Origin of the sequence: Rhizobium sp. BK313, assembly GCF_014193655.1 — a bacterium.
Classification (GTDB): Bacteria; Pseudomonadota; Alphaproteobacteria; order Rhizobiales; family Rhizobiaceae; genus Rhizobium.
The window spans coordinates 259,348-272,787 of record NZ_JACHZQ010000009.1 but is presented as its reverse complement, the minus strand read 5'-3'; the positions used below and the strand labels follow the sequence as shown (position 1 = coordinate 272,787).

The 13,440-nt window shown below is 57.6% G+C and carries 5 protein-coding genes; 1 reads left to right on the top strand and 4 read right to left on the bottom strand.

Annotated features, from left to right (window positions below; translation table 11 throughout):
- Positions 1–63: 63 nt before the first annotated feature.
- Positions 64–2,571, bottom strand: a complete 2,508-nt coding sequence (gene treY / locus FHT86_RS33630; RefSeq protein ID WP_133711249.1) for a malto-oligosyltrehalose synthase — start codon at positions 2,569–2,571, stop codon at positions 64–66.
- Positions 2,572–2,701: 130 nt separating this feature from the next.
- Between treY and treZ the strand changes: the two genes are divergently transcribed.
- Positions 2,702–4,483 (top strand): malto-oligosyltrehalose trehalohydrolase, encoded by a 1,782-nt coding sequence (treZ, locus tag FHT86_RS33625; RefSeq protein WP_133711291.1) that lies wholly within the window; start codon positions 2,702–2,704, stop codon positions 4,481–4,483.
- Positions 4,484–4,585: 102 nt separating this feature from the next.
- Here treZ and glgB read toward each other — a convergent pair whose 3' ends face one another.
- Genes glgB through FHT86_RS33610 form a run of 3 tightly spaced genes read right to left on the bottom strand, consistent with a single transcriptional unit; the run spans position 4,586 to position 13,302 of the window.
- Positions 4,586–6,793: a 1,4-alpha-glucan branching protein GlgB gene (glgB, locus tag FHT86_RS33620; RefSeq protein WP_133711248.1), complete on the bottom strand. Its 2,208-nt coding sequence runs from the start codon at positions 6,791–6,793 to the stop codon at positions 4,586–4,588.
- Positions 6,793–10,071, bottom strand: coding sequence for a maltose alpha-D-glucosyltransferase (gene treS / locus FHT86_RS33615; protein ID WP_133711247.1), 3,279 nt, complete (start codon positions 10,069–10,071; stop codon positions 6,793–6,795). The genes glgB and treS overlap by 1 nt, the downstream gene beginning before the upstream one ends.
- On the bottom strand, positions 10,072–13,302 hold the full coding sequence (locus FHT86_RS33610) for a maltotransferase domain-containing protein (RefSeq protein ID WP_133711246.1): 3,231 nt from the start codon (positions 13,300–13,302) through the stop codon (positions 10,072–10,074).
- Between the last annotated feature and the right edge of the window lie 138 nt (positions 13,303–13,440).

Sequence of the window (13,440 nt, the reverse complement as noted above, 5' to 3'; positions counted from 1 at the left end):
TAAGCCCGGCAGAAACCCGCAATGACACGCTTTGTTCCGGCAAATAGCGTGCGATTGGAGTTGCTAGGCGTCCGTAACGAGAAATGAGACCGAATGGTCTGAGAGAACCGATGACGCCAAGACATTGCCGACATCCACCGTTTTCCCGGTCAGCAGATCGCGCATTCGCCCACCGAGCCGTGACGGTATAGTCACGGCTGTGTCTTCCCAAAAATCGGATCTTGCTTCGCCCGAACTGACTGTCCCGCGCTCCTTCATCAAGCGTGAAGCGATCGTTATTGCAGTCTGTTCTCCATGAGTCCGCGCAAAAGCGACGAGATTTTCCTGTCGGCGCCCGACAACCGCAAGCGGAAGGTAATGGCCTTCGAGGAAGAGTTGCGGATGCTCATTGCGGTGCCGCAAGACGCTTGTGATGATGTGACGCTTCAACGATCCGACACGCAGCTCGGTGGTGAAGGTTTCATCCACTTGTGTTGGGCTGAATGCTCGATAGTCGATTGGTCTGCGATTATCGGGGTCGACCAGGCTGAAGTCCAGGCCTTCGGCTCCCTGATAGATATCGGGGATGCCGGGTGCAGTAAGCTTGATCAACGTCTGAGACAGGCTGTTCAAATAACCAAGTTCGACGAACGGGCTCAAGGTCTGTTGGAAGTCCCTCAGAAAGTCCTGGTTGTCGAGAGAAACCAACGCCTTGGCATAGCCTAGCACCGCATTTTCATAGTCGGGACCTTCCTTGGCCCAATCCGTTCGAAGCTTTGCCTCGCGTATCGCCTTTTCGGCATAAGCTAAAAACCGGGTTCGCAACTCCGCTGTGCAGCTTTGTTCGAAATCTTCCGGCCAGAGTCCAGCAAGCGCCTGGTAAAGCATCCACTCGACGTTGGGCTCCGGTGCCGGACCGTCGGTAAGGTCGCTGCGAAATGCCTTGTTCAGTTCGCGCCAGCGCTCAACGCCTTCGGTCCATGCTTCAGGGCATTCCCAAAGAGTGTAGAGACGTGCCCGCGCGTCCTCCCCGCGTTTCGTGTCATGCGTCGACGTCGTTGAGAGGCCACGTGGCTGATGCTTGCGACGGTCCGCCATCATCTGGTGAAAGACGGCAACGCCGCCGGGCGCCTTGTCGGGTTCGCCGCCGACTTCATTCGTCGCAATCAGCCGATTGTATCGATAAAAGAGGGTATCTTCCGCCGCCTTTGCCATGATCGGACCGCTAAGCTGCTGAAATCTGGTTCGAAATTCGAAGGCTGGCTTACCCTCGATTTCCCCTCGTAAAAGACGCCCTATAAGCCCCAAAACCGTGGTTGCCGGCAATTTGGCTCGCGCCTGTTCAAGAGCAGCGTCAAGGACCGTTTCGTCCTGTTCCGTAAGCGGCCCGGCATAGCCGTAGGTGCGGTAGACTGGAAAAGCGACCAACAGTTCGTGAAGTGCTGATGAGATGTCATTATCGGCAAGTTCGGGACAGATGGACTGAATCAGTCCCACGAGGCGCGCTGTCTCGCAAGCAAAATTGCGTCGGATCATCAGCAGCTTTGCGGCGCGCATCCCAGCGCCGAAATCGGCGTGTTCCCCGCCGATCGCCGCATATGCTGCGCCCATTTTCTGCAATCCATCACCGGCAACAAAAAGCTCCGCCATGGCCGAGATGAATTCGTAGCCGGTGGTTCCTGATACAGGCCAGGCCGACGGCAAGGTCTCGCCTCGACTGAGGATCTTTTCGACCACAATATAGGTTTCAGTACCGACGGCCTGACGCAGCCGCTCGAGATAGGTCTTCGGATCCGCCAAGCCGTCAATATGGTCAATGCGAAGCCCCTGCACCTGACCGGAACGGACGAGTTCCACAGTCAGCCGGTGGGTATCCTCAAAAACCCGATTATCTTCCACTCGGATGCCGACAAGCCCGGTGACCTCGAAAAAACGCCGATAGTTGAGATGCCGGGCTGCATCTTTCCAGTGGAACAGCTGCCAGTGCTGCTTGGAAAGCAACCGTTTCATCCTCTGTGAATCCATTGAAAAAGCACGCAGCTTTTCGGTATCTCCGCCAGTTTCCGTCAATACATGGTGGCTGCTGTCGTCACTCAGCGGAAGCCGATTGTCGAAGTAGGCGAGCTTCACGAGATCCTCGGCAGGATCGTAAACGAGTTGGAGTTCGCCGGAGGCCAGAACCTCGTCGACTGGCTTTCCGAGCTGCGGCAATGTCAGCTTCATACTCCAATCGATATCGAAATGCTCCGCATAGGAGCTATGCCTCCCGCGCCTTAGAACGTCGCGCCACCAGGTATTCTCAAGTGAAGCAGCCATATGGTTCGGAACGATATCGATAATCAAACCGAGCCCGGCTTTCTGCAGGCTTGCGACCAATCGGTCGAAACCATCACGGCCGCCTATCGCCGGGTCGATCTCATTTGCATCAATGACGTCGTAACCGTGTGTCGAGCCTTTCGTCGCGGTAAAAATCGGCGAGGCATAAAGGTGGCTGACGCCGAGGCCTTTCAGGTGGGGAACGAGTTCGACCGCACGGTCGAACGTGACGTCGCCACGAAATTGCAAGCGGTAGGTGGACGTCGGAATGCTCATGGTGTCCCTCTTGCATCACTCCGGCTTCTAACGGAGCCAGATGAAATCTGTTCCCCTCCACGGAACACGCGCACCTGAAATGCGTTCGGGATCAGCAGAACTTGAGAATTGTTGGCACGGCGGGAACGGCATGCAGGTGAGCAACATCGAATTCGGTCCTGAGATCAAGGACCGTACGATCAGGTTCCGGTTATGGGCACCTCTGCAGGACCAGGTCAGAGTAAGGATCGAGGATCGAGGGGAATGGGAGATGCAACCGCAAGAGAGCGGATGGCATCTCGCCGATGTGCCAGGAGCTGAGCCAGGTGACCTTTACAAGTTCATCCTCCCGAACGGGATCGAAGTGCCGGACCCGGCGTCGCGGTTCCAGCCAAGGGATGTCCACGGACCCAGTGAAATAATCGATCCGAGGTTCGCATGGCGGGTTGAGCATTGGAACGGACGTCCCTGGGAAGAGATGGTAATTTACGAAATACACGTCGGCGCTTTTACAGAAGCTGGTACTTTTCTTGCGGCGATCGATAGGCTCGATCACTTACGCCAGCTTGGCGCCACCGCGATCCAGCTCATGCCGCTTGCCGATTTTCCCGGTCGATACGGCTGGGGTTATGACGGAGTTCTGCCCTATGCGCCCGATAGCAGCTATGGCCGTCCTGAAGATTTGAAGGCGCTTGTGGATGCAGCACACGACCGTGGAATCTGTGTCTTCCTGGATATCGTCTATAACCATTTCGGCCCGGAGGGGAATTATCTGCCGGTCTACGCGCCTGTCTTTTCCGACAAACACAAGACACCCTGGGGCGGTGGCGTCAATTATGATGGGGTAGGCCGTCGTGTCATCCGAGATTTTTTCATTCAGAATGCAATCTACTGGCTCACCGAATTTCGAATGGATGGTCTGCGGTTGGATGCCGTTCATGCGATCAAGGATGACAGCGGTCTGCACATCCTCCACGAACTTTCCGAAAAAGCCAGGAGGGCAGTCCCCGAACGGCACATCCATCTTATCGTCGAGAATGAAGACAACAACTCAGGCCTTCTGACCCGGGATATCCATGGAAAACCTCAGCACTTCGCTGCACAATGGAACGACGATATTCATCACGTTCTCCACGTCGCTGCGACGGGCGAGACATTCGGCTACTACAAGGATTACGGCGACGTTATCTCGAAAATCGGCCGGGCACTGGCTGAGGGCTTTGTGTTCCAAGGGGAGCACATGGCGTATCGCGGCAAAGCGAGGGGGGCGCCCAGCGCCGGACTGCCGCCCACTGCGTTTGTCTCGTTCATCCAGAACCACGATCAGATCGGCAATCGGGCAATGGGCGACCGGATGATCGCATCCCATCCCATCGAAGCCCTGAAGGCAATTGCCGCTGTTTATCTGCTATCTCCGCAAATCCCGATGTTGTTCATGGGCGAGGAATGGGGTGCGGCCGAGCCTTTTCCTTTTTTCTGTGACCTCGATGATGAGTTGAAGAAGAAGGTAAAAGAGGGAAGAAGGGAGGAGCTATCGCGCCTACCGGGCTTCGAGGCGGATGACGCACCCGATCCGACCTCGGAGAGTACGTTTCGCAGCGCCAAGCTGCGTTGGGACAATGCGGAACGAGACAAGACCTTCGGTGATTTTTACAGGCAGCTATTGTCGTTACGGCATGAAAGGATCGTGCCGCTTTTGGCGGATGCGCGGGGCCACTCGGCGGACTATGACGCAAACGCACCTTTTGTCTCCGTGAAGTGGCGATTTGGGCCATCAATCCTTCGTCTTGTAGCGAACCTCTCTGACAAGACCATTGAGGCGACAATACCGAACAAAGCCTGCTCCCTACTCAGTGTAGGCGATTGCGGGAGCGAGCACCTCGGGCCTTGGGCCGTGATCTGGAGCCTGTCGTCGGTCAAGACGGACGAGTGATGGACAAGAAAAGCCGAGGGGCCGAGCTTTCGTCGACCTGGTGGCGCAATGAAAGGAAAGCTATCGTTTTGATACCGGCGGGGATCGTGGCTGCGATCGCAATCACCGAGGGCTTTTGAGGAAGATGGTAGAGAGCGGCGGCAGTTGCAGTGACAATGAGGCGGGGTGCCCATGCAATGAAGACGAGGTCGTCGTTACCGCCCCATTCACCAAGCCGGAACCACCGTATTCATGCGCGTCGCTGTTGAACTCTTCTACCCATATTCCTTCCGTCTGAACGCCGACACGGTAGTCGCAGCGCGGAACAGGCGTAAAATTCGACATGATGAGAATTGAATAGGATCGGTCTTGCGAAGAGCGCAGCATCCCGAAAACGGAATTGGCCGCGTCATCGACCACGGCCCACTCGAAACCCTGCGGATGAAGATCACCAAATTGCAGCGCTTCCTCGCGGCCATAGATGCCGTTTAGATCCCTTATCAGCCGCTGCATGCATGCGTGCAGCGGCTGGTCCAGGACATCCCAAGTTACAGATTGATCATGTTGCCACTCGCCGGGCTGCGCAATTTCCCCGCCCATGAAAAGAAGCTTCTTGCCGGGATAGCCCCACATGAAAGCGAGGTAAGCTCGAAGGTTGGCGAATTTTTGCCAGTCGTCGCCTGGCATTTTCATCAAAAGGGAGCCCTTTCCGTGGACGACCTCGTCATGGGAGAGCGGCAGCATGAAGCGTTCCGAATAGGCGTAGATCATGCCGAAGGTCATCATGTTATGATCATGGCTGCGGTAAACGGGGTCCTTCGACATGTAAGTGAGGCTGTCATGCATCCAGCCCATGTTCCATTTGATGTCAAAGCCCAGCCCGCCTTCCTCCGTCGGCTTTGTTACCCCGGGCCAAGCCGTGGATTCTTCGGCGATCATGATTGCGCGCGGACATCGTTTATGAACGATACTGTTTAGGTGCTTGAAGAATTCGACCGCTTCCAGATTCTCCCGCCCGCCGTACCGGTTGGGAATCCACTCACCTTCGTTGCGGCTGTAGTCGCGGTAGAGCATCGAAGCCACCGCATCCACTCTCAGGCCATCCACGTGGTAGCGCTCCAGCCACTCCAAGGCGCTGGCGATCAGGAAGCCTTTCACCTCGTTGCGGCCGAAATTGTAAATCAAAGTTTCCCAATCCCCATGGAAACCTTCTCGGGGATCCGCATGTTCGTACAGGGCGCTGCCGTCGAAGTCGGCCAGGCCCCAGACATCGGTCGGAAAGTGTGCGGGCACCCAGTCCAGGATCACGCCCAGACCTGCTCCGTGACACCGATCGACAAAATAGGCGAAGTCTTCCGGTGTACCGTAACGTCCGGTAGGGGCAAAAAGACCGAGTGGCTGGTAGCCCCAGGAACCGCCGAACGGGTACTCCATAATGGGAAGCAATTCTATGTGCGTAAATCCCATGTCGCGTGCATAAGGAACAAGCCGCTGGCTGAGTTCGACCCAATCGAAAGGCCGATTGCCGTCCTGAAGATTTCGAAGCCAGGAGCCGACATGGACCTCGTAGACTGAGATGGCGTCCTCCAGGCCATTTCGCGACTGCTGGGATTTGAGCCAGGTATCATCACTCCAGCGGAACGGTGTCGAGGACGCGACGACGGAGGCGGTGGATGGGGCAGCTTCGCTGGCCCGCGCGACCGGATCGGCTTTCTGGGGAAGGCAGGTGCCATTTGCATCGATAATCTCAAACTTGTATCGCTCGCCGGGTGTCAGCCGTGGAACGAAGATTTCCCAAACACCTGCGGGTGCCCGCAGACGCATGGGGTTGCGTCGGCCGTCCCAGGAATTAAAGTCTCCAACTACCGAAACCCGTCGTGCGTTCGGTGCCCACACCGCAAAGCGAACGCCGGCTATTCCATCAACCTCCATTGCGACGGCGCCAAGAGTCCGGCTCAGATTGTAATGGGTCCCCTCTGAAATCAGATGGAGATCAAGTTCGCCAAGCAGAGGCCCGAAGTCATAGGGATCCTCGGTCAGTTGAACCGCGTCCGGCCATTTGACCTGAAGGCAGTAGTCCAACTTCGATGCGATGGCGGCTGCAAACAACCCGGCCGGGTGAACAAGTTGGCAGGCCGTCACGACATTGCCGCTCGCGGGGTCGACGAGATCCACGGAATCCGCCCCGGGCATGAAGACCCGTACGGTCGTGAACACCCCGTGTTTATGGACCCCAAGGATCGCAAACGGATCGCCGTGGCGTCCTTCCGTTAGCGCCGCAATCGCGTCCTGTCCGACGCCGGCGAGAAGATTGGAACGCTCGATATCCACTAGCGGGCCTCCAGAAGATCAGACACGATGCGCGAGAGGCCCGACAACGGAATCGGTAGCCATTTGGGCCGGTTCCGCGCCTCGTAGGCGACTTCATATGCGGCCTTCTCGAGAAGAAAGGCGTCCAGAATCCTGCGTCGTTGTTGGGGCGGCATGGACAATGCCGCAGACGTCGAAATTGCTTCGAAATAAGCGTCCAGAAAAGCCCGCTCCGCATTCCCTGCGAAACGGGCGATAGCCTTCCGTCGACGCTCATTCTCGTGCTCGATGACCGCATCGTTGTCGAGGTCTGCTGTCGCGACCAGATAGCTAAGTGACCGCAACAGCCCTGCGACATCGCGCAAGGGGCTTGTCTTGGCGCGGCGCTCGGCAAGGTTCCTCGCAGGCTCGCCCTCGAAATCGATGATCACGGCATCGCCTTCACTGACGAGGATTTGGCCGAGATGGAAGTCACCGTGCACGCGCGTCATGAGCGTGCCTCGGACGCTATCTGCCAGCGTATCGGCCAGGTCGATAACCGTCGCCTGACGCTTCAGAAGAGGCGCCGACAGCGCATCAACATCCGGATCGACGGTCTCATCCAGTTCCGAAAGCTTTGATAATGCATAAGAAACTTCGCCGGTGATTGCTTTCCTGAGTGATGCAATCTCGAATTCGGCCGCAGTAACCGGCTTGAAAGCCTCGTCCTCGGTGGGCTGGGCAAGCACCACGTGCAATTCACCGAGCCGCTGACCGATCGTACCGACGAAATTTGTCAGCGATTGGAAGAAATCGTCACGGGGTTGGACGGCCGGATCGCTCAAGACAAACTCGTCGGCGGCGCGGCGGAGATTGTTCAGCAGCCAGTTCCAAGCGTCCCCCTGATTTCGGATTGCGCCCTGGACGATAATGAGCGTGGATCGGCGTCCGCCTGAATCTGTATGCGCGACTTCGCCTAGGAACGGGGCAGTGTGATCATAGCCGGCCCGGGTCAGAAAACGTGTCATCTCGACCTCCGGATGGATGCCGGGAAAAATATGTCTGATCAGTTTGATGATGACCAAATCACCGACAATCAGCGAACTGTTCGACTGCTCTGCCGAGAGCCAACGGATCGGCATATCGCCAGTCATCTCAAGACGATCGAGCTGATCGGTGCCGATGAATTCTATGGTACCTGTGCGGCCTGTGGTATGGGATCGTTCGCAAAGGCCGCGCACGATCCCGCGCGCCATCGCATCCACGGCAAATCCATCCGTCAGGAAGCCGACGCGCCTGCCCTGGCGGAGCCTTCCCAATGCAAGCTGTTGGGCGAGTGCCGGAGGCTGTGTATCATCCCATGCCACGGCAAGCGGAAGCTGATAGGATTCCGTGTGGTTCGTAAGAGCCACCTCCAATTCGCCGAGCACGACACCTTGGGCAAACGGAATCGGTGTCGCAGAAATCAACCGGGCTGCCTGCAGCACCTGGTCTTTCGCCCCAAACCAGCGACGCTTGGAAAGATACGCTGGCAGGATCTCCGAATTCAGGATGTTCGAATGCCTGGGCTCATCCACCAGTTCGAGCAGATCCCGGCGGATGACCATCGTCAGCAGGTCAGGGAGCTGCTCGGGAGGAGCCGTCCGCCAGGCGGGCCCATCCGCGTCGGCGATCAATTGGAACCAGAAGAAGCCGTAGGGCGGTAACGTCAAAAGGTAGGTCAATTGGCCGATTGGGGGAAATGGCGACATGCCCGTCAGCTCTATCGGCACGCGAGCCTCGAACTGCGACAGGTCGAGCTCCACGGCCTGCGGCAGGCGAGAAAGGTTGGCGACGCAAAGAATCGTCTCCTCTTGATATTCGCGGAGATAGGCGAGGATTTTCCGATTGTCCGGCGAGAGGAAACGCAGCGAACCGCGTCCGAATGCCGGATGTTTGCCGCGCAACGCCAGCATCCTGCGCATCCAGTTCAGGAGCGAATGTGCATCCGTGCTTTGCGCTTCGACATTGACGGCCTCAAACCCGTAGAGTGGATCGGCAACCGCAGGCAAAACGAGGCGCGCGGGGTCCGCACGCGAAAAGCCGCCATTGCGATCGGGAGACCACTGCATCGGCGTCCTGACACCGTCCCTGTCGCCCAAATAGATATTGTCGCCCATGCCGATTTCGTCGCCGTAATAGATCACCGGCGTTCCCGGCATGGATAGGAGAAGCGCATTCATAAGCTCGATCCGACGGCGGTCGCGCTCCATCAGCGGGGCAAGACGCCGGCGGATGCCGAGATTGATGCGCGCGCGCTTATCGGACGCGTAAGTTTCCCAAAGATAATCGCGCTCGGCGTCGGTCACCATTTCGAGCGTAAGCTCATCATGATTGCGCAAAAATATCGCCCACTGGCAATTGTCTGGAATTTCAGGCGTCTGGCGCAGGATGTCCGTAATCGGAAAGCGGTCCTCCTTGGCAATCGCCATATACATGCGCGGCATCAGCGGGAAGTGAAACGCCATGTGGCATTCGTCGCCGTCGCCGAAATATTCGCGCGTGTCTTCCGGCCACTGGTTCGCCTCCGCCAGCAGCATCACGTCGCGATGGGTCGAATCCAGCGCTGCGCGTATCCGCTTCAGGATCGCATGGGTCTCGGGCAGGTTCTCGTTGATCGTGCCCTCGCGTTCGACGAGGTAGGGGATGGCATCCAGACGAAAACCGTCGATACCCGTTTCCAGCCAAAAGCGCATCACTTTCAGCAATTCTTCCATCACCAGCGGATTGTCGAAATTCAAATCCGGCTGGTGCGAGTAGAACCGATGCCAATAGTAGGCGCCGGCGACGGGATCCCATGTCCAGTTGGACTTTTCGGTGTCGACGAAAATGATGCGGGTTTCCGGAAACCTCTGATCGGTATCCGACCAAAGATAAAACTCCCGTTCAGGCGATCCTGCCGGTGCCTGGCGAGCACGCTGGAACCATGGGTGCTGATCCGAGGTATGGTTGATCACGAGCTCGATGATCACGTGGATATTGCGCTGATGGGCGGCATCCACGAAGGCCCGAAAATCCTCCATCGTCCCGTAATCCGGGCTGACATTGCCATAGTCGGCAATGTCATACCCGTCGTCGCGGCGCGGCGAGGGGAAGAACGGAAGCAGCCAGATGGCGTTGATTCCAAGCGCTGCGATGTGGTCGAGCTTCTGGTGCAGCCCTGCAAAATCGCCGACGCCGTCGTTATTGGCATCGTAGAACGACTTGATATGCAGTTGGTAGATCATCGCATCCTTGTACCAGAGCGGGTCGAGTTCTCTGTCGCCGTGCATCGTGTCCATTCATGCCTCCCTTGACCGAATGCGCCAGATCGCGAATGGCAGGCTTTGTGGATCAAGCCTGATCCTCTGTTGTTTCCCGGTCCAACTGAAACGATAGCCGCCAATGAGATCCTCGGCGTCCAATGTGCCGCCATCCCCGAGTGACCAATGCCAGAGTGGTATCTCGACCTCGCTCTCCTGCGGGTGGTGAGGATCAAGGGTGATGGCGACAAACAGGACGTTGTCGCGGGCAGGGCTCGCTTTTTCGAAAAAGAGAATATTGTCGTTGCGCGCGTTGAGAAGCGTTAAGCCCAGGTGCGAATGGAGCGCGCTGTTTTCGTTCCTGATCCGGTTAAGCGTCTGGATCTCGGCAATGATGTTTCCGGGGCGATCATAATCCCAGGAGCGAATCTGATACTTCTCACTGTCAGCATATTCCTTGCGCTTGGCGTCCGGGCGTCCCTCGCAAAGTTCGAAGCCGTTATAGACACCCCACAGGCCTGAAAGGGTGGCTGCGAGCGCGGCGCGGATCAGGAAGGCCGGACGAGGGGCGTCCTGCAGAAAGTCGGGATTGATATCGGGCGTGTTGACAAAAAAATGCGGGCGGAAAAAATCCTTCGCGGCCGTCTGAGTGAGCTCCCGCATATATTGCTCGAGCTCCCACTTGGCATTTCGCCAGGTGAAGTAGGTGTAGGATTGCGAAAAGCCGAGCTTTGCGAGCCGGTACATGATTTTCGGCTTGGTGAATGCTTCCGCCAGGAAAACAACATCCGGTTGACGCGCCCGAATGTCGTCGATCAACCATTCCCAGAAAGGAAATGGTTTGGTGTGGGGATTATCTACACGAAACAGCTTTACGCCCTGATCCGCCCATAGCTGCACGATATTCCGCAGCTCAAGCCATAGTCCGGGCACCGAGTCCTTGGTGTAAAAGTCGACGTTGACGATGTCCTCATATTTTTTGGGCGGGTTTTCAGCGTAACGGAGCGTTCCATCCGGTCGCCAGTCAAACCAACCCGGATGCTGCTTGAGCCAGGGGTGATCGGGTGACGTTTGGATGGCGAAATCAAGCGCGATCTCGAGGCCATGGTCCCGCGCCGCTTTGATCAGGCGGCGAAAGTCGTTGAAAGTGCCCAGTTCCGGATGGATGGCGTCGTGCCCGCCGATGGCAGAGCCGATGGCATAGGGGCTTCCTGGATCGTCAGGCCCGGCCTGCAGGCTGTTGTTGCGGCCCTTTCGGTTGGTCGAACCGATCGGATGGATCGGCGGAAAGTAGAGCACATCGAAGCCCATGTCGCGAATGGCCGGCAGCCTGGCGATGACGTCGTCGAAGGTGCCATGCCTGCCCGGATCTCCGCTTTGCGACCGTGGGAAGATCTCGTACCAGCTTGCATATGCCGCGCCCTTCCGCTCCGCATCCACTACGCTTGCCTCCGAGCGAACACGAAATGGTCGCCGGTCTGCTTGGGCCATCAGCTCGGACGTTTGCGAATTGAGCAAAATTGCCGTCCGGTCTGCTTGGGAGGAGCATTCAAGCCTCTGAAGCAGGGTCTGCAGCTCGGTTCGAAGGGTGTCTTTCGTCTCGGCAAGCGCTGCGCGAACGAGGTTCATTCCTTCCTGGATCTCGAGCTTGAGATCGAGCCTCGCCTCGCTCTTCTTCAACAACTCATAGCGAAAGATCGCAAACAGGCTCCTCCAGGCCTCGACTGCGAACTCGTACCGGCCGACGCGTTCCAGCGGGAATTCGGCGCGCCAGCGGTCGTTCTCGACCAGCCGCATGTCCGCTTCGTTCCATGCGGTCGCATCCGTGGAGCGCCAGACCACGGCCGCCGCGATGGGATCATGTCCGTCGGCGAAGATATCCGCTTCGACGAAGACGATGTCGCCCACGATCCGCTTGACCGGAAACCGTCCATCGTCGACCCGCGGCATGATGTTTTCGATTGCCAGGCGGGGCGAAGCAGTCGCCTGTGCAATGTCAAATGTAGGCGTCGTTGTGATTGGCGTTGAGGCCGTTGCCTCCAACACGACGATTTCTCCCGCCCGCAAGCGAAGGGCCGCGTCAACATCATTCGAGAACGGGAGAAAACCCGACGCTGCTTCGCGCAGCGCCATCAAAGGGGCAGGAGCGCTTCGTCGGAGGTCTCTGTTGAGGAGGATGATCCGTACGCGGTCGGCATTCCGAAGGTCTTCTTCATCCGAGTGAAGGAGAGCGGATACCGGTCCGTTTGCGCTGCGAATGAGAGAAAGCGACGAATGAAACCTCGCGCTGCTCAAATTGATTTGCGTGTTGGCGGCACGAATCTCCGACGAAATATCAAAAGCCAGATCATAACGAAGGCCCCGCAACCCCGACCCGTCTCCGTGGGTGGGGTCCAGCGGCAAGGCTGCGCCGTATTCAAATCCCATAGGGACCATGAGTCCGCCGCCAAGCGAGGCGGCAAGGCGCAACGCTCTTATGGATCGTCGTTCGAGTATTTCCCGACTTTCGGTGCCGTGGGCCATCCGCTTGGCAAACGGCGGCTCCGGAAAGGCGATTTGCCAGCCGAGCGGCTGCTGGACGCGGTATTCGTCTATGAACCACCTTTCGTCGAGGTCCCACCAGGCCATCGATGAAAAGCAGCCATCAAAACCGGTTCCGCCTAATGCAGCTCTCGCTTCGAAGGCAGTCCCGGGCGTCCAGGCAAGGAATTGCACGTTCGGCGCCTTTTCCCGGACGGTGGAGATCAGCGATCGCCACAGCTCTGGTGGCACGCGATCGGTGCCCAGGCAGCGATAGCCCGATACCCCAAGCCGGGCGAGTGTTTGCAGCCGTTCCGTCCACTGTTCCAGTAGCTGCGACCGTTGATCGTCTGTGGTGAAAGCGATGATTGAGCTGCTTGCTTCCAGAGGCGAGAGCCTCGGGTCGAGCGGAGGGAACTCCTCGGATGCATCTCGCGCCTCCCTATCAAACACGAGGTCCATCATGAGCGCCACGCCGTGCTCTCGGGCTGCCTGCGCCAAGGCCCCTAAGCCATCGACGAGAGATGTTCCAAGCGAGAGTTCGGGGTCAAGGTTTTCGAGGTTCCGCGGGGCGAACACGCTGTTTCCGCACCGATCGAAAAGAGGAGCCGTCAGAACCGTACCGAAGCCGGTGTCCTTGGCGTGATTGAAAACCTCCCGCCACGCATCGATCCCTCTGAGGAGTAGCGGATTGACGTAGTAGATTTGAGGTGGAGTGCTCTGAAAGCCCTCGTTCGCAGATGATGTCATGGCACGCTGCTCACGTTGGTCTGCAATCAGAACTTTTGTCGACGCTGCTTGTTCCTTTTTTCTTCTCGGGCGTCGTCAGGCAGGCACGCAGAGCGTCGTGTCAAAAACTGCCTTGCGCTAAAAATTTAATTAGGTAAG

Bases quoted from the DNA above. Each gene is read 5' to 3' on its own strand.
- treS (WP_133711247.1), bottom strand. From the start codon at position 10,071: ATGGACACGATGCACGGCGACAGAGAACTCGACCCGCTCTGGTACAAG.
- treZ (WP_133711291.1), top strand. From the start codon at position 2,702: ATGCAGGTGAGCAACATCGAATTCGGTCCTGAGATCAAGGACCGTACG.
- FHT86_RS33610 (WP_133711246.1), bottom strand. From the start codon at position 13,302: ATGACATCATCTGCGAACGAGGGCTTTCAGAGCACTCCACCTCAAATC.
- treY (WP_133711249.1), bottom strand. From the start codon at position 2,571: ATGAGCATTCCGACGTCCACCTACCGCTTGCAATTTCGTGGCGACGTC.